Raw genomic sequence first — 20,564 nt, 5'->3', positions numbered from 1 at the left:
CCACCTTTTTTTCAAATATTCACTCGATAATTTTACAGATTGCTAAAAGTAACTTCATGCAACAGACCAATGGAATTTAAAAACTATTGTAACTCAGGACCTATAAACCATAGAGTTTCTGTGGGGCTGGTGATAACCAGTTATTAATATGGTGTATGAGGTAGTATTTAAAACCTTTCGGTCCTAAGACAGTACGAGTTCGATTTTTAATCCATGTGCGTGATCCGCATGTTAAACGCATTCAAAATTGTGGAAGTTTTTGTGGAAGTCTCGCAAAATGGGGCACGTATTTTTAGTGTATTATAGGGCTTCAAGGTGATACAGATGAAAGGCGATGTCTTAAGTATATAGTTGATATTATGCGTGGATTACGTATAAATAGGACCTGGGTTCGAATCCAACACGCCTCTCCAGATTATCTGCCGAACAATGCACTAAAGTGGGACCGGCTACTGCAGCCGGTTTTCTCAAACTATTCAATAATTCAAACTTTTTGGGGTAACGACCTGTGTCGTTAAACGCCGCCGGCCCCTTAGCACTACGTTGAGCCTGTAGAGTAAGTAAAATTTTAAGATATCAAGCTGTATTTACAGCTTAATATTTGCTATGCTCTCTTCAAATAAATCAGCGAGGTGAGTATGGCTCGATACAAAAGTTATTCTCAAGCCCAGTCGATGTTTATTCCAGTCCGGTTCGACGAGCAAATCATTCCCGGCACGTTCGTTCATGCCATTGACCATTTGGTGGATAACGAACTTGACCTTTCGATCTTTGACAAGCATTACAGCAACGACAAAACGGGAGCTCCCGCCTATAACCCTGCCGTCCTTTTAAAAGTCATTTTGTATGCTTATTCCCTGGGCATTATCTCCAGCCGCAAGATTGCATCTTGTTGTGAGTGTCATGTGACTTTTATCGCCCTGGCCGGTGATACCCGGCCCCATTTCACAACCATTGCAAAATTCATTTCTTCATATGGGCAAGAGATTTCGGTGCTTTTGACCCGAGTGATTGCCATCTGTTCCATGGAAGGGCTAATCGGCAAAAAGATGTTTGCAATTGACGGCTGTAAGCTCAGCTCGAACGCTTCAAAAGAGTGGAGCGGAAACCGTGAGGATTTCGACCGCAAAAAGGCAAAGATCGAAAAATTTATTCAGTTGATCCTTAAAAAGCACCAGGCACAGGATAAAGGTGGTGACGAAGGGTCTGATATGACGGCAAAAGAGAAAAAAGCCGTCAAAAGCCTTAAAAAGAAAGCGGACAAGATTCAGGCTTGGTTGGACGAGGGAAAGGAAAAAATCGGAGTCCAAGGTAAGCCCATTCAAAGCAACCTGACTGATAACGAAAGCGCAAAGATGTCCACGTCACATGGTGTGATTCAGGGCTATACTGGCATTGCTGTTGCGGATGACTTACATCAGGTTATTACCCATGCCGAAGCCCATGGTTCATCAACTGAGCACCTTTATTTAAAGGATATGATTGATGGTGCGCGTAAGACGATGAACCAGGCTGAAGGGGATAACGATTCTCTCAAGGATACCATTGTAACGGCGGATACCGGCTTTCATTCATCCGATGGCCTCAAGTGGATCGAAGATGAAAAAATCGAAGCGTATATCCCGGACAAACTGTTTCGAAAGCGAGATCCTAATTTTGCCACGGCCGACAGGCATAAAAGGCCCACGGATAAACGGAAAACCGTCAAAAAGGCAAAATATTTTAAAGCCAGTGAGTTTGTGTACGACCCGGAAAAGAAGAAGCTTATCTGCCCGGCCGGAAATGAACTCTATGTCGAAAACAGCAACTTTAAAGACCAGAAAGGTCTTAAAGGAATCACATACGCGGCAAAGAATACGGATTGCAGGGCCTGTGAGCTTCGAGCCAAGTGCATTCGCGGGAAAAAAGTCGAACACAGGCATGTGACCGTTTTTACAAATACCATGCGCCAGACGGATACGCCTGTCAGTCGCATGATTAAACACTTTGATACACCAAAGGGAAGGTTCTGGTACAGCAGGCGTATGGGCACCATAGAACCGGTCTTCGCCAACATTAGGAGTACCCTCGGGTTGAATCGGTTTACCCTGAGGGGGCGGGTCAAGGTCGATACGCAATGGAAACTCTTTGCCATGGTTCACAACATAGGGAAGCTGGCTCGATATGCCTGGTGCTGAGCAGGAGCCGGGCGGCCGAGAAGCTCGCGGCGGTCCCATTAATGGCAGCAAAGAATGGTATTTTCCTGTCCTGCAGCGGTTACATAAAGTTCAGATATGGCATGAGTATTTTCGTTGACTGAATTGTGGTAGAAACTGAAAAGTTCACTTTAAAATCAGCCTGGAGAGGCATTCCTGAAAATGGGGTTATTCTACAGGCTCGTTAGGCATAAACCCCTTGATAATAAGATAATTTTTTTAAAGGATTAATTTTGTCACAAAGAAATAAGTTACACGAAAGATTGTCAAATTTAGAATTCGGTGTTGAACATGCCCTTAGTATGTATGCATCAAGCTTTGCTACAGTTCCAGCAAAAGGTATTTATGATGACGATTTTATATCTGAAAACTCAGAAGTCTTAAGCAACTGCCACATATACATTATTGGATTTTTGCCTTCTGTAATCTACAATTCATTCTGCCAAATTGGTCAAAAATTAATAATTGATTTTGAGATACTTAATGAAGAACATAGAATTGAAATACAATTATCAAACGATCAAACTTTAAAATATGAAGATGATGAACCATTAATTGAAGATGAAGCTGGAAAGAAATATTGGCCGAATAGCCAGTATTTAATACATTTAATCAATCAAAAATGTGGTACTCAAAAATTTCATGTAAAATATATCGGTCAAGCTTATGGCAAAGATGGTTCCAGAAGCGCTATTGATCGTTTACGCAAGCATGAAACGCTACAAAAAATAGCTCTAAGCGGTGTCCCTGAGGGATATGAAATAAATATTCTTATGCTTGAGGTCCAAACAAACACCCAACTCATAACATCATTCAATCCTCGTGCTCAAAATATATGTGATGACTCGAGCAGAATATCTGATGGTTTAGATGCACTTTTCAATACAACTGAAAAACAACGAATTGCATTATATGAAGCAGCTCTTATCAAGTATTTCTATCCAGAGTTTAATGAAAAGTTTAAAAACAGTTTCCCTTCAACAAACTTAACAATTTTACAGGATTGTTACGAAAAAGATCTTTCGGCAGTTATTGCGGAAATATGTATTGATGAAATACCCTATCTGCTGTTTTCTAAAACAGTAAACCCAAGTCAATACCATATAGCAAATCACAATTTGCATGATGATGATTCAAGAAAAGCCTTTTTCTTTGGAGATAGTTAACTTTTAAATACTTAAAGTTATAGTAAACAAATTGTGACGGACCGCCTTCCGTAGCACGCCATTATAGCGCTACGATCGGCTGCACCACATCTATGGCGTTAAACAATAAAAATACTACGAAACGAGATGATGATATCATGAAAATATTAAAAGTGGTGATTGAAAACTTTAGATCTTATAAAAAGCAAGATATTAACTTCTCTAATTACAACTGTTTTATTGGAGCCAATAGTTCTGGAAAATCAACAGTAATAAATGCATTAAATTTATTCTTTCGAGAAAACAAAAATAATCAAACTGACTTAGTTAAATTAACCGAAAATGATTTTCACCACAAAAACACAAAAATACCCATTATAATTACAGTTACATTTGGTGACTTATCAGATAAGGCAAAGTCCGACCTATCAGCTTATGTCCGACAAAATGGATCATTCTAAGCTGAAGCTAAATATGATGAAATTAGGGTTATGCCAGGTACAACAATATGGCCAAAGGAAAGTTATTGCAGAATTTTCTTCGTGGTTTTCAGCGTCAAAATCCGGCGCTAAAGTACCAGACCTAAAAAGCATTTATAGCTCAATAAGGGCTGAAGATAAATTCAGTGATTTAAAAGATATTAAAACAAAAGGTGGTATGGAAGCGTCTCTTAGAGAGTATGAAGAGGCACACCCTGATTTGTGTTCTTATGTTGCCAGTGAGGATCAATTATGGTACATATAAAGGAACCAGAACTTATTGGCTTCCCACATGCAATGGGTTTTTATTCCTGCAACGAAAGACATATCTAAAGAAGCTGAAGAGACGAAAAATTCAGCGCTTGGGATTTTATTAGAGCGAACAGTTAGATCTAAGGTAAAATTTGATTCCGAACTTTCAAAAATTTACGATGATGCAAAAAATGCTTATTCTAACATGTTAGATGCTCAACAAAGTGTTTTATCATCTGTTTCATCTTCAATTGAAAAAAGACTCCAAGTTTGGTCAAAACCAGATATCAAGGCACAGGTAAAATGGAATTATGAAGATCAAAAGACCATTAAAATAGAAGACCCAGTGGCGGGATTTATTATGGAAATAATGACTTTGAGGGCGAGTTATCACGGTTTGGTCATGGAATGCAGCGATCATATATTTTCGCGTTATTACAAGAGTTGGTTAATATAGATGATGCTAACAGCCCAAAATTGTTAATGGCTATTGAAGAACCAGAGCTTTATCAACACCCACCTCAAATAAAATACTTAGCAGAGACAATGTTCAAATTGGCTGAGGAGAAAGCCCAAATATTGCTTTGTTCTCACAGTCCATACTTTGTTCCTTCCGACGACATATCTACTCTTAGAATAGTTCGAGAAAATGGTTTTCCCAGCGAATCTACTTCGTAAGTCGGATTCATTATGATGATATAGCTGAGGAACTCGGATTGAATTGAGAATCTAAGCCAACAAATCCATCTGCATTGGTTGCAAAAGTTTCACCGACTTTAAGCCCAGAGCTTAATGAAATGTTTTTCTCTCAGAAAGTTCTCATTGAGAAGTCGAAGACATATGAGATTATCACAACCTATTTGCACCTGATGAGTGTTTACGATGATTTCAGGCGTCAAGGTTGCCATATTGTTCCTGTACATGGAAAAAGTGAAATTTTAAGGCCACTATGCATTGCACGATTGCTCGAAATTCCAGTTTTTGTACTGATTGATGGTGATACAAATAAACAAATCGAATATGACGAAGCCCAAAGATGAAGCCCATGTGAAGAAAAAAAAAGCCAGCTTTCTGGAGGTTAAGCATAAAAAAAGATAATGCTTCGATATTAAGGTTTTGTGGTCAATCCGATACATTTCATTGGCCTACAGAAGAGCATGTATTTTTGCCTAATATTACGGTTTGGAAGACCAATATTACAGATATGCTAAAAACAGAGCTTGGGCCAGAATGGAAAGCACATCAGGATTCATCAGCTACAAAATACGGAAAGGCGAAAGGTTTACTTAAAAATCCTTTAGCTGTATCACATTCTTTAGAACTATCTTGGAATAGTGGTAGTAAGTCTCAATCATTAATAAAAATGATTAATACAATGCTTGGGACAACTGATACAACTGTTTCGAGTAAATTAAACCAGGCGACTTCTTCAGAAGAAGTAGTTGCCTAACAATCGCTTCCACGCCGACCGGGCGCAAGTGCGGTTTTTTATGCAGTTTTTGCTTTTTAGAGGTTGGCAGTATTCATAAAGTTTAAAAGCTTCTGCGCCCGTCGGGTGAAGCGTAGCGTTATATGATTCTCAACCAATAAGGTATAAATGAAAAGTTTATTCAATCAAGGTCGAAGTAAGGTAATTTTAAATCGATTTAGTTCAAAAATTGAAGCTATCGTAACGGAAGACTCTTTTGAACTATCGCGTAACTCATCTATTTTAACAGTGATAAATTCTATGGTTAATAGTCCTGAAGATTGGGACTTACAATGCCAAATAAATATTGAATGGATTGGTGACCATTTTATAAATGCTCTTTCTGATGAAAAAGAAAAATTATCAAAAGAAAAGTTAGACGATATTTGTTCTATGTGTTTTCGGTTTCTTTTTGAACTATTCTTAAGCACAAAAGGTAGGCTTACGAGAGAATTTGAACAAGTACGTAAATTCGTTGTTTCAAACCTCGATTCATTCGACAATAACGCAAAGGATCAAATTAATTTTGCTATTGTTGATATGCCGATCAATATCTTGAAAGAATTATTCAATAATGAGTCTTTCCAAAGTTTTCGTGATTTCAAAGAATTTTCAGAAAAATCGGATAAATTGAAACAAGAATGGGAATCTGAGTTAAATCAAAAAGAAAAAAAAGTAAACGCACTTAAACAAGCTTTAGATGAGTATAAAACAGCCTTTAATTTTGTCGGTTTACATGATGGCTTTAATGATTTTTCAACCGAAAAAAGAAATGAGCTATTCAAAATTAAAATTGGTATGTATTTTTTAGCAGTTTTGATCGTATGCCCAATTTTGATTGAACTATACGTGATTTACACTCACTTAGCCGACATATCATCAATACAAAAAGGACTTATTGTATCTGTATTTCCGACATTATCTTTTATCGTTATATCAATATATTATTTCCGGGTTCTTTTGTATAATTATAGGTCGACCAAATCACAAATATTACAAATCGACCTAAGAAAGACTTTGTGTCGATTTATTCAGCACTACGCTGATTATTCTTTAGAAATAAAAAATAAAGACAAAGAATCATTATCAAAGTTTGAAAACATTATCTTTTCCGGAATTGTTTCGGATGAAGGCAGACTTCCTTCAACATACGATGGAATTGAACAACTTGGTAATCTCATCAAATCTGTAAAGACCTAAAAGCATATAACAAATCGCTGGTAATGAAACATGGGACAGGCTCTTGATGCTGATAATCAGAGATCAGGAATTTGACCAAGTGCCCCCCTGTGTCAGGATAGCGCTAAGAGTAGCACAGCTGTATCACGGGGCCATGCTCCGCTCTGTAATGTTTTCTGCGCGGGCCGTGTCGCAGACGTACACGTATCTTGAGTTGTCTTGCGTCGTTCTTACCAGCGTTGTTGAGCCTATGGTCGGGCTGTAACGTAATTCCAGAGTTTCCCCATTTTTCCTGTCGAGCCACGTTGCGGTGATGACGATGGAGCCCAGCTTTTTTTCACAGCACTCCTTGGACCTGTTTTCTGAGACGCCGCATCCCCATTTGTTCTCGGGATCGCTTAAACAGGTGTGCAGGGCCTTTGGGATATGCACCTGGACGTTGGGGGCGGGTAGTCGGTATACCTCGCTGAATGAACCGTCTATGGCCACCAGTGTGAGTAACTTGAAATCATCCATGACGGTTGAGACCAGCTTGGCGTGGTCTTTCTGGGCCCGTATTTTTATTTTCAATGGGGCGGCCAGGAGGGGCGGGGTGATGAGGTAGCCCCTGGCAGGGGTTCCCTGGAAAAAATAATCTTTGACATGGTTCCCAAATGCCATGTTGGTGTTCCCGCAGATCATGACCCCGTGGTCCAGGCATTCGGCGCATTCCGTTTTTAGTTTCTCAAACGCATCTACGGGGAGGGGCAGAGGCCCGGCCCAACTGATGTGGGTGGTGAAAAGGATTATCAAAAGACAGGAGAGGGCTGTTGGGGCGGTGTGCTTCACGTTCCTCCATGTATCCCGAGCGGTGGTGCAACGGATCCGGTTCATTTTCCTTGGGCCTTTTTTTATGCCTGGGCTGTGACCACATAGCTCTCCATGGGTGCTGCCAGTCCCTGATCATCCACATAATCCCATATCGATTCACGGATCCATCGGATCATTTCTTCCCGTTTGGCCTTTTCCAATGCGAGAATTTCCCCTGCAAAGGGGGATGCCGCAAAGCCTCCCATGAGAAACTCGTCCAGTGGCGAATAGCGCATCTGTTTGATGACCAGAGAGATGCCCACATGCCGGAATTCGGTGGCGGTAAAGAGCTTTTTCAGGTCGTCGGCATTGCCCGGAGGGGATAGGAGGCAGAGAGGTTGCGGCAGCTTAGCTGACATACCTACGAAGGGCCCGGTGAACTGCCAATAAAAGGCAAACTGGAAAGAGGGCGCCCACGCACTTGAATACAATCCGCTCCTGGAACAAGAACAGCTTTGACCTGCAAGCACAGCAGGATCACTGAAATATTGCAGGCCTTGCTGGCACAGCACAACGTTGAATGAGGCATCGGAATAGGGCAGAGACTCTGCATGGCCGTGGTTCCATTCGATGGGAACGGTGCGCTCCGGGCTCAGGGCACGTGCTTTTTGCAGGACGGCCTCGTTTGCATCCATGCCGCTGGTGCAGACCGATTCGCCCATGGCTTTCCATACATGCCTGGAAACAATGCCCGTGCCGCATCCAAGGTCCAGGACCCTGTCTCCGCCCTGCAGCCGGGCCCTGTTCACCATATCCTGTGCCCAGGCCCCGCTGAACGCAGGCACGATATACCTTTCATACGCTTCCGGGCCATCTCCGCTTAATGTCCAGCCACCTTTGTTATCCACGGTGCTCTCCATCCTGGTACCTCGGTTTCATAGCCTTTCAGCTCAAACAGGCCTCCGGCAGGATTGCCGGAGGCGACGTTCATGTGGGTTGTTCCTTTCAATGCTTACTCACCGTAAACTTCCACTTCAGCCAGGGAGAGGATACCCGTGCCGTCGAGCTGTATTTTCACGTAACGGCCCCGGGCGGAGGCGGGAAGCGTCAGGGTGGTTTCCGACAGGGATTCCTGGTAGTGGCGCGTCACCGAGTCGTCCACCAGCAGGTCGGCAAGGGGGCGGTTGTCCATGGGGGCGTCGGAGATGAAGAGGTAGAAGTGGCTGAGGCGGTCGGCGCAGCAGTCGGTGCGGTTGGCAAGCTCAATGCTGGATATGTCGGTCTGAGCACCCAGGTCCACCTGCCACCAGGCGTTGGGATCGTTGTTCGTGTGGGTGACGGAGCCTGCGGCCCAGTTGCCGTTGGGGTTTCCGTCCACGGCGCGGGAGGCGTGGGCGGTGCCGTTGTAGGTGGAAGACTGGACGGTGGGCTTGCCCAGGGCGCGGTTGTCGTAAGGGTTGGCGACCCACTGGCCTTCGTTGAGGCGGTCGGAGTAGTTGATCCAGACGGCGTCGATGCCGAGGCCGGTTTTGAGGTCACGAAGCAGGGCGTTTTCGTAGCCGTTGACCGGGACACCGAAGACAAGGCCTTCCCCGGGAAATTCGGTGTCGCAGGCGGTACGGGCCTCAGCCCAGGTGTAGGCACCGTCGGTGATGAACCAGTCTCCGTTTGACGGGTCCATGCAGGCCACGCAGCGCATGGTCGAGCAGGGCAGGTCGTTGAACCTTCCGTCGCTGCGCTGCTCGGCGCAGTCTTCGCCCCCGGCGTTGTTGGGCTCGTTTTCTCCCCAGCTCCAAATCTGGGCCTTGAGGCGCGAATCAAAGGGAACCACCTGGTCCAGGCCGATGGCGCCGATGCCGCATTCGGCCATCTGGGCGGCGTCGTCAGCGGTAATGGGCGGGCCCGGGTCCCCGAAGAGGGCCGAGAGGGTGGTGGAATCCTCATAGATGCGGACAAGGTGGCTCTGGATATAGGCGACGTCTTTGTTGCCTGCGGTGCAGGTGGGGCAGGGCACGAAGTTCTCCAGTGATTCCGTGGAGGAAAAATGCCCGTTGAAGACGTAGTTGGCCCAGTTGGTGGTGGCGCAGTTGCCGCCGATTAGAAGGATCTGCTTGCCTGCGGCCAGGACATCGGCCTTGGATAGGTCCATGGGAAGGCGCTTGCATCCGCCGGGCTTGTAAACCAGATCGCCGATGATGCCGTTCATTTCGCCGATGGCTTTGTCGTAGTGGCCTTCCATGTGGTCTTCCAGGTAAATGATGAGGACCTCGTCGGGGTTTACGTTGAGCCAGTTTCTGATCTCCTGGAGCCCCTGGGTGAAGAAGCGGTCGTTGGGGTGGGTGCCGGTGTCCCCGTTGGCGTGGCTCAACTTCAGCTCCTGGGAGAACTTCCATTCCCAGGGCCAGAACCCGCTTGACGAGAAAGTGTGGTGCACATCAAGCTCCAGGGCGCGGATGCCGATCTGGAGCTGGTCGGTGAGGCTGATTTTGTGGTTGGGATCGATGTAGCTTCCGTTTTGGGAGTAGACCCCGGCGTTGTACGAGTTGTGGGTGGTGAGAAAGCTTGCCTTGCCAAAGGGGGCATTGCGATCGATTTCACCCTGGTGAGACAGGGCGCGATACTCCCAGCTTCCTTTGTAGTCGGAAACATCGGATGCATACACCGCAGGCGCAAAAAGAAACAGTGCCCCTGCAACCAGACCTTTCATTCGTCGTGTCAGCATGGCTACCTCTGTGTTGGTGAACGTGAGGTGGCGGTAAGATATTCCGCCGGGTGAGCGGGCTGTGGGTGCCCGGACGCATCAGCCCAAGGCGTGGGCTGGGTAACATAAAGACGTGATACGATGGTTTTTACTGCACGGCATCCATTCCTGAATTGAATGGATGTAAACAAAGTGTTCTTCCGTAAACCTTCCTGAATTTCTAACGGGGATGAGGGAATATGTCAATTGTTTTAGTTTTGTTGTAGCAATTCAGCTCAAAAGGCCCTGGGGCGGTCCTGGAAAGGGCCCGCAGACCCTCTGCGAAACCCATGGGATATAGTGGTTGATTTTTGATTGACGATACGTTAATCTGCACCAAAATACCAATCGCAAATGCCTAAAATTTAAACGCATAGATTGAATTTTCGCCTTCCTGAGCCCATGGGCCCCACGGCCCAAATTCGCTTCCAGAGTCCTTGCCTTTCGCACCCTTGCGACGCGCGCTCACAGCGCCTATACATCCTTAGCCTTTAGCCTCTTTCCATATATCTGTCTTTCAAGGACAAACCCATGAGGATTACGCTGATAGCACCTCCCCTGATGGATTACCATGGGGGGACACTCACCCCCATTGCCATGGACGCGGTCAGGTCCTGTCCGCCCTACGGCATCTACCTGCTCGCCACGATTCTTCGCAACCATGGCCACGAGGTCATCATCATTGATCTCATCGCCCAGGGGTCCAATGAGCTTTCCCATCACGCCGGGCTGATCATGTCCAGCCATCTTGTGGGCATCGGAACCACCTCCCTTGCCTGGCCCACGGCCAGGACGTGCATTGATCAGGTCCGAAGGTATCACCCCCGTGTCCCCATTGTGCTGGGGGGCATCCATGCCACCATGTTCGACACCTACCTGCTTGCCTCCACATCGGCTGATTACTGCATTCGCGGGGAGGGGGATAAGGCCCTGCCCATGCTCTGCGAGACGCTGGAGAGCGGCGGAGACTTGGCCCAGGTCCCCAACCTGACCGTCATGGGAGGAGACGGCAGGATTCGCAGGACGCCAACCGCGCCGCTGATGTCGGAAACCGAGATGGCGGCACTTCCCATACCAGATTACGGCTGCCTCCATCCCGGCATTTACCCCAGCCTGGGCATCGAGTCCTCCAGGGGCTGCCCCTTTGACTGCGTCTTCTGCTCCACGGCTTACAGGAAGACATGGCGGGGGCTTTCTCCGGCCGAGTTTGTCCGCCGGGTGGAGCGGTTGACGGGGTACCTCTCCCTTACGACCCAGGGCATCATCCAGATCATCGACGATGAGTTCAGCGTGAAACAGGAGCGGGCCGTGGAGATCTTCCGGGGGTTCCGTGAAAAAAGACTCCCCGTGCAGGCGATTTTCAGCTCCCGGGCCAATGACATGCTCAACGGTGCCTTTGTGGAGTCGGCATTGCCCTATGCCCACCAATTTTTGGTGGGGGCGGAGTGCGGCTACGACGAGGGGTTGAAAAAGGCAGGCAAGGGGACCACCACGGAGAACATCACCAAAGCGGCGGCCCTGCTGAAGGAGTACGGCATTGCGGGCCGGGCCGATTTTTCGTTTATCATCGGCCTGCCCTGGGAGACCCGCGCAGAGGTGATGCAGACCGTGGACTTTGCCGCAGGCCTTTATGAAACATATAGGGTCCGGGTGTTGATCCAGTGGTATTGCCAGATTCCCGGCTCCAGGCTCTGGGAGGAACAACGCCGAAAGGAGGTCCTCCATGAGGCCCTTTACGACGATTTTGGTTTTTTTGGCAGCAACTATCTTTTTCGAAGCGGGATTCCCCTGGTCCCGTCCGAGGTCCACGAGGTGACCCGACATATCCTTGATCTTCAGGCTCAGGCCCCGCCGGACATGATCCAGAGCTGCACCCCCGAACCTATCCTGAAGTATTACCCGGACATTGCCCATTCGTCTGAGGTATCCGCCCTTGAGAACCTACGCGACGCCTCGGGCATTCCATAACCCAATGAACCAAAGGAGAACTGTCATGTCGCAAGAAAAATGCGTAACGGCTATTGTGGGGCAACCGCTCCAGATTGTCCTGCAGTCCAATGTGGGGTCCACCGGGTACGGGTGGTATCTCTCCTTTCTGGACGGCGGAATCGCACTTTTTGGCTCCTGCGTTACACCAGCCTCCTCTGCCTACGGTGGTCCCTCCAACCATGCCTTTGACTTTGTGGCACTGAAGGAGGGAACTTATAAGGTTGAGTTTATCCTCATTGCCCCGTGGCGAATGGAAGAGCCCGCACAGACCGAGACCTATACCATAGAGATCAAAGCGCCCTCCAAGACCGCGGCCGACGACATCGAAGAGGCCATGAAGTCCCAGCGGTTCACCAGCGCCGATGCCGTGAGCCCGGAGTCCGGCCCCTCCATGGTGCTGAAGTATGCCACCCCCATGGCTTCCCCTGTCCTGAAATACGCCGCCCCCATGGGTGGAATGGATGCCTCGGCCACCATGCTTGCCTACGCGGCGCCCATGGCAAGCGCCGGACAGGCCACCTGCGCATCCTGCGGACCGGTCATTCTCTATGCCGCGCCCATGGCCCAGGCAAACATGGCGACGGTGACAAACCTCTACGCCGCCCCCATGGCACAGGCCAATGCCATGGCTCAGCCCATGCCCATGTACGCAGCGCCCCTCGGCGCGTGCACAACAGATCCGTGCACGGCCGCCACTTCCGTGAACATGCTCTACCAGGCGCCCATGATGCAGGCCAACGCCATGGCCCAGCCGGTCTATGCGGCGCCCATGACCCAGCCCATGCCCATGTACGCTGCGCCCGTGGGTGCCTGCGCCACGGACCCGTGCACGGCCGCCGCCTCCGTGAGCATGCTCTATCAGGCCCCCATGATGCAGGCCAATGCCATGGCTCAGCCGGTCTATGCCGCGCCCATGCCGCAACCCATGCCCATGTATGCGGCCCCGGCCACCTGCCAGCTCGCAGACCCCAGAATGGGACTGCCGCCCTTTACCATTCTCTATGCCGCTCCCATGATCCGTGGCGGTGCGTCTGCACAGCCGTTGTACGCCGCACCCTCCTATACGCCGGTGCAGGCTTTGTACGCTGCGCCCATGGCACAGGCATCCTTTGCCATGCCCCCTTACGCCGCCCCCTGTAACCCCGCCACAGGTTGCTGCTGTTAACGGCTTTGGGCTGCAGTCACCGGGAGGACCCATGGCTGCAGCCTTTGACCCGGAACCCACATACGAAAAGGATCGGAGCATGGATTATTTGCCTGTTACCGCTGTCTGGGAAATCACCATGGGGTGCAACATGCGATGCGACCACTGCGGGTCGTCATGTGCGGAGCCGTTGCCGGATGAGCTGACCACGGATGAGGCCCTGGCCCTTTGTGACGACCTCAAAGCGGTGGGACTCAAGTGGATTACCCTGTCCGGGGGGGAGCCCCTGACCCGGACCGACTGGCCGAAGCTCGCAGGGCGCCTCACCGCCAACGGCATCAAGCCCAACATCATCACCAACGGCTGGCTGGTCAATGAAGAGATGGTAAAGACGGCCCAGGCCAACGGGGTGGAGACCATTTCCATCTCCCTGGACGGCAACCGTGAAACCCACGACGCCATTCGGAAAAAAGGGGCCTTTGACAAGGTTATCAGCGCCTTTCAGGTGCTTAACGCCTGCAAGCATGTGAGCGCCTCCAACACCACGGTGACCAAGCACAACCTCCACCAGCTCGACGAGATCAAAGAGATCCTCCTGGAAAACAACGTGGACCTCTGGCAGATCCAGATCGGCCTGCCCATGGGGAACATGGCCGAGGACCGGGAGTCCGTGGTGGAGCCTTCGGTCATCGAATACCTCATCGACTACTCCCACCGGGTTACGATGGAGGGACGCATCAAGGTTTTTCCCGCCGATTGCCTGGGGTACTACACCGAAAAGGAGAGCATCGTTCGCCAGATCAGCATGAATGTACCGACAGCCGTGCTGTGGCAGGGGTGCAACGCCGGTAAGCGAAGCTTCGGGATCCTTCACAACGGGGATATCCTGGGGTGCACGTCCATCCGGGATACCGGCATGATCGAGGGCAACATCAGGGAGCGCCCCTTAACGGAGATCTGGAACGCCCCCGATGCTTTCTCCTGGTCCCGCAGCCTTAAAAAGTCGGACCTCGGCGGCCTGTGCGGAGAGTGCGCATACGGCGACGCATGCCTGGGCGGTTGCCCCAACACCCGGTTGACCCTGAACGGTTCCATCCATGCGGAGAACCAGTACTGCGTCTACCACACCACCATGGAGGCCACCCGGAGCAAGCTGAAGGGCTACAACGATCCGGCGGAACTCATGGAGACGGCCTGGGCCTATGCCAACCAGCAGAAGTGGCAGCTCGCCTCCCTCACGTTGAAGCGCGTTTTGGAGCTGGACCCCCAGCGGGTGGATGCCCTGGAGCTGTTCGGGTTCGTGAGCTACAACCTGAACAATTTCACACAGGCCAAGGAGGCCAACGAAGAGGTCCTGAAGATGGATCCGCAGAACCCATACGCCCTCAAGGGCCTTGGCCTGAGCCTTCACCGGCTTAACCGCACCGAGGAGGGCATCGCAAGCCTGCTCAAGGCCACCGAAGCGGCCACGCCCCAGCACATGGATTCTTTTTATGACCTCTCCGTGGTTTACTCGGAACTCAATCAGCCGGGTAAGGCCCGGGAGATTCTGGAAGAGGGTGAAAAAAGATTCCCAGGTTACATCGGTCGGTTCACCGGCGCGGTTCAAGGGGTATACCCGGCGACCTGACGCCACCTGAAGTAAGCCATCAAAGCCTGCGGCATGCTGTTTGTGTGCCGCAGGTTTTTTTTGCTTCAGGGGAACACGGGGCGAGATGTTTTCTCTGGCGGAACATTTTTGAGATGGTTTTGGAGCACTATGACTACATGTGATGTTTTTGTGTGGCCTCTGGGCGGTAACTATTTGGATGGTCATATTAAATTTTTGACAGTACTTTTTGCTGTATAGTAAAACAATGTTGTTATTTTGCTTTTTTGGACGTAATAATGGGGGCGTTTGACTGGTATTTTTTCTTAGGGGAGGAGGTACGTTTCCCGACGGATGGAGATCCTAGGGAAGGCCGGGCGCTTTCGGCCCCTGTGAGGCGCAGGGTATGTCATGTGTTTTGCTTTGCGACTCGTAATTGGATGATGTGGAATGACGGAGGAGACGATGGACGAGCAACAGACAGAGACCACCCAGGAGACACCGATGGATCAGAAGCAGGCCATGGAGGCCATTAAGACGTTCAACCCCCTTACGTTTGCGGGTGTTGGCCTGATCCTTGTTTTTGTTATCCTCTGCTTTATCGGAAGCCTTTCCATCCGCTGGTGGCTGATGGTTCCTGTGGCCGTAGCGGGCGTGGCCCTGTTGATGAAGCAAAAAACCGAGAGTACCGGCCTGGAGTTGCAGGTCTGCACCTATGGTATCTGGGCCATGGTGGCTGTGTTTTTGCTGCGGGATATCATGATGGCCCATCAGGTGGCCACTGTGGTGGACGGCTTCAGCGACGTCATGAACAATTTTAATTTTTAAGTCGCAGCTCCGCACGCTTTTATGATCGCCGTGCACCATGGGAAACTCCATGGGCACGGCGTTTTTGTTTTGGCGGGAAAAATTCCGGACCCTGGCAATCAGCAATCAGCAAACAGGGGACCAGCAAACAGGGGACAGGCTCTTTATGCTGGGCACCCCATGGGGCCTCTTTAGAGGGGGAACAGCTATAACAAACTTTCAAAAAGCCTGCGGCATGGTTTGTACCGCAGGCTTTTTTATGCACGTTGCCCAGATAAGGCATCACCTTATTTAGTCATCAAAGGCAAAGACCAGGGTGGCCAACTCACCTGAGACAGTGTACCCGCCGTGGCAGGTGACCCGTGAGGTGCCTGTCTTCAACACCAAGGCGTTGTGGGCCTTGTCCGGGTCGGGCTGCATGAGGGGGCCGGGGGCTTCCCCGAAGGAGACCTGTTTTGCCATGCACAGGTCGTGGGTTTTCCGGTCCATGATGCAGAGGGTGCCCGAGGTGATGCAGACCTCGGGGCAGTTTCCTGTCTTCCCATGGGAAAAAGGCGCGGGATGCCAGCTGGAAACGGCGTCGTTGCTGTACCGGATTTCGCCAAAGGCCATTTTTCGGGTCTCTTTTTGAAAGATGAGACGGACCGAGGGGGTGCCGTTGGGCAGGGGGTGAACCAGGCTGATCGCCTTGTGCGGGTGGCTTGCATCGCACACCACGAGCTCTCCAGAAACAAGGTGGAGGGATCCCGGGGCCTGGATTTCCTCGATCCCAGGGGCGGCGGCCCCTTCCCGGATGATGCGCTCCAGCCCGTCGGGGGCGGCCGCAGGGGCCACCACCCGGAAGGTTTGCGTGAGAAGGGTCTGGGTGTTGTCCGTGTCCCTGATCTCGATGGTCCACATGCCCGGCACGCATTCGGCTGCCGTCTCAAAGGTCCAGCCAGCGAAGATGCGTCCCTGGCCCATACCGTTTTGAGCCCATTCGGTGCTGGTGACGGCTTTCTGTTCATCCGAAAGGGCGGGGTGGAGAATCCGCACGCGATGGGACAGCACCTCGGGGGCGTCCGCGTCGTTGCATGTGAACCGGATGCCGAAGCTGGTCCCGACCTGGGCCGGTATCAGGAGGGTCTCCTCCAGGAGCCGTGGGTTGTGAGCCATGACCGAGGCACCCGGTGCAGGGGTTTCGTCGCAGGCGTCAGGCTCCAGGACGTAGGGACCGAAGTCCACAAGGGTCAGCCTGGGAAAGGCTTGTGCCTCGGGGGCGGCTTTTTTCGCACGGGCCACCAGGTCACGGATTTTCCTTGAGCCATCGTCTTTAAAGGCCAGGAGAAGGGGCAGGGCCGAGGGCTCTTCGTCGATCAGCTCAAGGGCCTCAAGGCGTTTTTGGGGCTTGAGGCCTGCAAGGCAGGGGACCAGATCCGCTTCCTTTGCCAGTTCCAGAAGAGCCTTTGCCTCCCTGCAGTCCAGGATAAAGGAAAAGAGGCAATGCACAGGGGGATTCACCTGCTTGATGTAGGCGATATACGCGTCAAAGGACCCCTGGAACTCTTCCCAGCCCGCTTCAAGGCCTTCGGGGCTGGTCGCTGCCAGGAAGGTGAGGGCGCGGAGGCGCGTGGGCTCGTCCATGGTCCAGATGAAGTCTTTTATCCTGCAGTCGTAGTAACTCTCCATCTCGAAGGAGAGCTTCTCAATGGCGTGGGCGGCAATGGGGGCCACCTCTTCAAAGGGCTTTTCTCCACGGACATAGGCCAGGGCATCGTCGGCCATGGCGGCTTTGAAGGAATCCCGGGTCATTTCCCGGTGCAGGGTCTCAATCAGCTCAGGGGGGCAGGAGGCCGAGACCACCGCCACACGGGTGCTGTACAGGAAGGAGCCGTACCCCTGGGTCATCTCCCTGAAGAGGATGGGCACGATCCAGGGGCGGAGAAGGGGGACGTATCCGGTGTCGGTCTCCTGGAGGAGAAGCCATCGGTAGCCGTTGTCCCCCGGGTTGGCGGCCTCTTCCAGCGCGGCCTGCTTCAGGGCTTCGGCCTCGGAGGGGACGGGGCTCACCTTCCCAAGGATGGGGGCGCTGGCAGTTGGGTCTGCCACTGACAGGATGGCGCCATGGCTTCGGGCGCGGCTGACGAAGACGCTTTCCGGGCAGGTCAGGCTTGAGTTGAGCACGGTGGCGAGGGTGTCGAAAAAGAGTTCCCGGCCCAGGTCGAATCCGAAGTCGGGAAAGGCTTCCTGGGTGTCTTTGAAAAATTGAAGCTGTGTGGACTTGGGCAGAAGCCCGAGCCCGTCCCTGAGGTCCCGCTTGTTGTTGGCGTGGATTTTTCCGAAGAAGCTGCGGTCTTCCTCGGTCTCCCCTTCGGTGAACATCTCCATGAGGCTGTGGTAAAGGGATGCCTTGTCCTCGTTGTTTTGGCACCGCTCTACCTTCCATGCCCAGATACCGGGTTTTGGGAACTTGAGTCTCTCCAGGTTGTCCTCAAAGGTGATTTCGTCCGTGACGGTGTCCATGAACTCATCGCGGTAGGAGGCCCGGTGGATGAAACTCAGGTTTCGCAGGCTCTTTACCGGGGCCAGATCAGCCATGAGCATCAGGGCGCGAGAAGCGGCTTTGCTGATGGAAAGGGGCATGAGGGCCAGGAAATAGGCCGTGATCTGGATTTTCCGGATGTGGTCGGAGACGCCGGTGAAGAGTTCATAATGGGCCTGTCTGGCATGGCTTCGGCTTTCACGGACCCCAAGGCGGGTTTTCATGATCTCAAGGGCCTCCTCGTGGGTGAGGTGATCTGCCTTGGGGGGCTGGAGCTGGGCCAGCTCCTCGGGTGTGAGCCCCTCTTTGCCCACCTTCATGGCTTTCATGATGAGGTCCCTTGGAGGGGCCGCAGGCTTCACCCCGCAGACGTAGGTTTTGACTCGGTTCCAGTCTGCCAGGGCTTTTTCCAGCTTTTCTGCCTCTTCCTGTGTGGGGCGCATGTGCTCGGGCCGGTTCGGGTCACGGAGCTTTTGGGCTTTTTCTGCGCAGATAAAGCTGGAGTGGTCCTCCACCTCGTCAAAGAAAAAGGGGAGGAAATGGGTCTCCACGTAGGTGACGAGGGTATCGGTGAGGGTGTCGTGGGCGTTTTCGGTGAAGTCGGTGTGAAGCGCGCACGCGGCAAGGGTCATGAGGCCTGGATCTTTGTGGGAAAAGAGATCGGCCAGGAGGGACGTGGCGTCCTCCCGGTGCTCGCGCAGCAGCCTTGTACAGGCGGTGAGGTTTTTGCCGAAGACGTTGTCGTTGTCTCCGGTGAAGGCCTCGAGGTTCTGTTTGAAGGCCTGGCGCCAGTCTGAGCCGTAGCGGGTCTGGAAGTCCGCTTCGGATAGCATCTCCCATTCATCGGTGATGAAATCCACCGTGTCCATGGCAAAGGGCTGTTTACCGAAAAATCGGTGGAACACATCCAGAAATCGGAGGATGCACTGTTCTCCCCGGTCGATCTCTGCGGAGGTGAGGTCCTCGTCGCAGTGGTCGTAGACAAGGTCCCGGATGGTGTGGTGGAACTCTTCAAGGAGGCTGTCGAACCCTCCCACATACCAGGTAAAGGTTTTCAGGATCTTGTGATTGCCTTTTCCGGCCAGGTCCATGGCATCGCAGGGGGCAAGGGTGTCAAGGACCTCAGGTTTATGCCCGTGCTCAACATAAGCCCAGATGGCCTCCCCGTTGTCAAAGGCCCCTTCAATGAAAGATTGCCACTGTTCCGTGGCCTCTCCACGGTAGTAGTAACAGTCGTCGTCATCCTCTTCTTCGGCGGGTCGTGGAGAGACCAGGGGACGACCCAGGAATGCCTCGATTTCGTCGTGAAGTTCCGCTGACTCGTTGTCGGCCTGGTCCCGCACCCCTTTTCGGCTGAGGATTTCAAGGTGGTCGTCTTCATCGACATACTCTTCGCCGCTGGTGAGCATTGTGATGTAAAACGCGTCAATGGGGCGCTCCACATGGTCCCGCTCATCTTCGCTGTACTGAAGGAAAGGCTGGCTGGCAAACCGTTCCTTCATGGCCTCTTTGAAGTAGGCGTGGTCGTCGGGGTGCTTGCGAAGGTGCAGCAGAAGGTCGAGCTCTTCTTCCGATGCATCGATCATCATCCCTTCGGTGTCCATGCCGTGGGAGGCAAACATCATGGTTCGTACCTCGGCGTTGTCACAGTAACAGAAGGCCTTGATGAGGTCCCGGGTGATGCCGCACCGGCGTACGAGCATGGGGAGGTAGCCCAGAATGTAGTCGGCGTGCTCCGTGTCCCAGTAAGGGATGAAGTAGGCCCCCAAGAGATAAGTGTACTCGGGGAACCTGCGCGCAATGATGTACAGGATGTCCACACCGAACACGGCGACATCGTCAATCCACATGGCCGAGGTGTCGTTCTGCTTGCGGGCGTACTCCACGATGGCCATGGCCGCATCCAGGATTTCTGCCTTCAGCTCCGGGTGGTCACAGGCCTTGAGAAAGAGGTGGGTCTCGGAATAGAGAAACTCATCGAGGCGGGTGCTCTCCACGGGTGCGGCCGAGCCCCTTTTGAACCGGTAGACCTCCTCGGCAATGGAGGTGTTATCGATGTCCGAAAGGGTTATGGCCGTTCCGGACTCGGTTTCGACATATATGTTGCAGTAGGAGAACATGTCCTCGGTAAAGGCCTCTTCAGAGCGTATGAGGCGACCGTATGTCCGGAGGCCTGCCTTGATGGACCGGATGTCCTGAGGGTCGAAGGTGATTTTGTTTGTTGTATGAAACTGCTCCATGGAAACACTCCGCAAATGGGCTCAATTC

17 protein-coding genes are annotated in these 20,564 nt (G+C 51.6%); 13 read left to right on the top strand and 4 right to left on the bottom strand.

Translation table 11 applies throughout. The features are described 5' to 3' along the window. Nucleotides 1-638: 638 nt before the first annotated feature. The 9 genes from ACOYW2_RS15630 to ACOYW2_RS15590 all read left to right on the top strand — a co-directional run bounded on the left by ACOYW2_RS15630 (nucleotide 639) and on the right by ACOYW2_RS15590 (nucleotide 6,739). Nucleotides 639-2,177 carry an IS1182 family transposase gene (locus tag ACOYW2_RS15630; protein ID WP_482767072.1) on the top strand — a complete coding sequence of 513 codons (1,539 nt, stop codon included), beginning with the start codon at nucleotides 639-641 and terminating at the stop codon, nucleotides 2,175-2,177. 251 nt (nucleotides 2,178-2,428) lie between these two features. Beyond that, nucleotides 2,429-3,361 carry a hypothetical protein gene (locus tag ACOYW2_RS15625; RefSeq protein ID WP_482767071.1) on the top strand — a complete coding sequence of 311 codons (933 nt, stop codon included), beginning with the start codon at nucleotides 2,429-2,431 and terminating at the stop codon, nucleotides 3,359-3,361. Between the two features lie 137 nt (nucleotides 3,362-3,498). Then, complete coding sequence (locus ACOYW2_RS15620; protein ID WP_482767070.1) at nucleotides 3,499-3,801, top strand: ATP-dependent nuclease; 303 nt, start codon at nucleotides 3,499-3,501, stop codon at nucleotides 3,799-3,801. A gap of 13 nt (nucleotides 3,802-3,814) precedes the next feature. Further along, nucleotides 3,815-4,084, top strand: a complete 270-nt coding sequence (locus tag ACOYW2_RS15615) for a hypothetical protein (protein ID WP_482767069.1) — start codon at nucleotides 3,815-3,817, stop codon at nucleotides 4,082-4,084. Nucleotides 4,085-4,099: 15 nt separating this feature from the next. Further along, nucleotides 4,100-4,528: a hypothetical protein gene (locus ACOYW2_RS15610; protein ID WP_482767068.1), complete on the top strand. Its 429-nt coding sequence runs from the start codon at nucleotides 4,100-4,102 to the stop codon at nucleotides 4,526-4,528. Next, on the top strand, nucleotides 4,480-4,749 hold the full coding sequence (locus ACOYW2_RS15605; RefSeq protein WP_482767067.1) for an AAA family ATPase: 270 nt from the start codon (nucleotides 4,480-4,482) through the stop codon (nucleotides 4,747-4,749). Before ACOYW2_RS15610 ends, ACOYW2_RS15605 begins: the two co-directional genes overlap by 49 nt. Nucleotides 4,750-4,868: 119 nt before the next feature. After that, nucleotides 4,869-5,111 carry a TOPRIM nucleotidyl transferase/hydrolase domain-containing protein gene (locus ACOYW2_RS15600; protein ID WP_482771039.1) on the top strand — a complete coding sequence of 81 codons (243 nt, stop codon included), beginning with the start codon at nucleotides 4,869-4,871 and terminating at the stop codon, nucleotides 5,109-5,111. A gap of 125 nt (nucleotides 5,112-5,236) precedes the next feature. Then, nucleotides 5,237-5,521, top strand: a complete 285-nt coding sequence (locus ACOYW2_RS15595) for a hypothetical protein (RefSeq protein ID WP_482767066.1) — start codon at nucleotides 5,237-5,239, stop codon at nucleotides 5,519-5,521. Between the two features lie 147 nt (nucleotides 5,522-5,668). Continuing rightward, nucleotides 5,669-6,739 (top strand): hypothetical protein, encoded by a 1,071-nt coding sequence (locus ACOYW2_RS15590; protein ID WP_482767065.1) that lies wholly within the window; start codon nucleotides 5,669-5,671, stop codon nucleotides 6,737-6,739. Nucleotides 6,740-6,862: 123 nt separating this feature from the next. On the opposite strand, the gene ACOYW2_RS15585 is transcribed toward ACOYW2_RS15590, so the two are convergent. From ACOYW2_RS15585 to ACOYW2_RS15575, 3 genes are all read right to left on the bottom strand, one after another. Beyond that, nucleotides 6,863-7,378, bottom strand: a complete 516-nt coding sequence (locus ACOYW2_RS15585) for a hypothetical protein (protein WP_482767064.1) — start codon at nucleotides 7,376-7,378, stop codon at nucleotides 6,863-6,865. A 230-nt stretch (nucleotides 7,379-7,608) separates the two neighbouring features. Next, nucleotides 7,609-8,319: a class I SAM-dependent methyltransferase gene (locus ACOYW2_RS15580; protein ID WP_482771038.1), complete on the bottom strand. Its 711-nt coding sequence runs from the start codon at nucleotides 8,317-8,319 to the stop codon at nucleotides 7,609-7,611. Between the two features lie 200 nt (nucleotides 8,320-8,519). Beyond that, the gene (locus ACOYW2_RS15575) at nucleotides 8,520-10,229 is read right to left on the bottom strand and encodes a galactose-binding domain-containing protein (protein ID WP_482767063.1); all 1,710 of its coding nucleotides are present in this window, start codon (nucleotides 10,227-10,229) and stop codon (nucleotides 8,520-8,522) included. A gap of 549 nt (nucleotides 10,230-10,778) precedes the next feature. Between ACOYW2_RS15575 and ACOYW2_RS15570 the strand changes: the two genes are divergently transcribed. The 4 genes from ACOYW2_RS15570 (at nucleotide 10,779) to ACOYW2_RS15555 (ending at nucleotide 15,796) form a co-directional block, all read left to right on the top strand. Continuing rightward, on the top strand, nucleotides 10,779-12,215 hold the full coding sequence (locus ACOYW2_RS15570; RefSeq protein WP_482767062.1) for a B12-binding domain-containing radical SAM protein: 1,437 nt from the start codon (nucleotides 10,779-10,781) through the stop codon (nucleotides 12,213-12,215). Between the two features lie 25 nt (nucleotides 12,216-12,240). Then, a complete protein-coding gene (locus ACOYW2_RS15565; protein WP_482767061.1) occupies nucleotides 12,241-13,401 on the top strand; it encodes a protease inhibitor I42 family protein in 1,161 nt (386 codons plus the stop codon). A gap of 31 nt (nucleotides 13,402-13,432) precedes the next feature. Beyond that, nucleotides 13,433-15,010 carry a radical SAM protein gene (locus tag ACOYW2_RS15560; RefSeq protein ID WP_482767060.1) on the top strand — a complete coding sequence of 526 codons (1,578 nt, stop codon included), beginning with the start codon at nucleotides 13,433-13,435 and terminating at the stop codon, nucleotides 15,008-15,010. 408 nt (nucleotides 15,011-15,418) lie between these two features. Continuing rightward, nucleotides 15,419-15,796, top strand: a complete 378-nt coding sequence (locus ACOYW2_RS15555) for a hypothetical protein (RefSeq protein ID WP_482767059.1) — start codon at nucleotides 15,419-15,421, stop codon at nucleotides 15,794-15,796. 270 nt (nucleotides 15,797-16,066) lie between these two features. Here ACOYW2_RS15555 and ACOYW2_RS15550 read toward each other — a convergent pair whose 3' ends face one another. Next, nucleotides 16,067-20,536, bottom strand: a complete 4,470-nt coding sequence (locus tag ACOYW2_RS15550; RefSeq protein WP_482767058.1) for a DUF3859 domain-containing protein — start codon at nucleotides 20,534-20,536, stop codon at nucleotides 16,067-16,069. Between the last annotated feature and the right edge of the window lie 28 nt (nucleotides 20,537-20,564).

It is taken from the genome of Desulfoluna sp. CLI2B, assembly GCF_056847375.1.
This window is presented reverse-complemented; position numbering and strand designations above follow the sequence as displayed.

What these genes read in the sequence shown, in the direction of transcription:
- ACOYW2_RS15565 (WP_482767061.1), top strand. Translation starts at nt 12,241, where the DNA reads ATGTCGCAAGAAAAATGCGTAACGGCTATTGTGGGGCAACCGCTCCAG.
- ACOYW2_RS15630 (WP_482767072.1), top strand. Translation starts at nt 639, where the DNA reads ATGGCTCGATACAAAAGTTATTCTCAAGCCCAGTCGATGTTTATTCCA.
- ACOYW2_RS15615 (WP_482767069.1), top strand. Translation starts at nt 3,815, where the DNA reads ATGATGAAATTAGGGTTATGCCAGGTACAACAATATGGCCAAAGGAAA.
- ACOYW2_RS15580 (WP_482771038.1), bottom strand. Translation starts at nt 8,319, where the DNA reads ATGGTGAACAGGGCCCGGCTGCAGGGCGGAGACAGGGTCCTGGACCTT.
- ACOYW2_RS15570 (WP_482767062.1), top strand. Translation starts at nt 10,779, where the DNA reads ATGAGGATTACGCTGATAGCACCTCCCCTGATGGATTACCATGGGGGG.
- ACOYW2_RS15575 (WP_482767063.1), bottom strand. Translation starts at nt 10,229, where the DNA reads ATGCTGACACGACGAATGAAAGGTCTGGTTGCAGGGGCACTGTTTCTT.
- ACOYW2_RS15560 (WP_482767060.1), top strand. Translation starts at nt 13,433, where the DNA reads ATGGCTGCAGCCTTTGACCCGGAACCCACATACGAAAAGGATCGGAGC.
- ACOYW2_RS15600 (WP_482771039.1), top strand. Translation starts at nt 4,869, where the DNA reads ATGTTTTTCTCTCAGAAAGTTCTCATTGAGAAGTCGAAGACATATGAG.
- ACOYW2_RS15555 (WP_482767059.1), top strand. Translation starts at nt 15,419, where the DNA reads ATGACGGAGGAGACGATGGACGAGCAACAGACAGAGACCACCCAGGAG.
- ACOYW2_RS15620 (WP_482767070.1), top strand. Translation starts at nt 3,499, where the DNA reads ATGAAAATATTAAAAGTGGTGATTGAAAACTTTAGATCTTATAAAAAG.
- ACOYW2_RS15550 (WP_482767058.1), bottom strand. Translation starts at nt 20,536, where the DNA reads ATGGAGCAGTTTCATACAACAAACAAAATCACCTTCGACCCTCAGGAC.
- ACOYW2_RS15590 (WP_482767065.1), top strand. Translation starts at nt 5,669, where the DNA reads ATGAAAAGTTTATTCAATCAAGGTCGAAGTAAGGTAATTTTAAATCGA.
- ACOYW2_RS15605 (WP_482767067.1), top strand. Translation starts at nt 4,480, where the DNA reads ATGCAGCGATCATATATTTTCGCGTTATTACAAGAGTTGGTTAATATA.
- ACOYW2_RS15585 (WP_482767064.1), bottom strand. Translation starts at nt 7,378, where the DNA reads ATGGCATTTGGGAACCATGTCAAAGATTATTTTTTCCAGGGAACCCCT.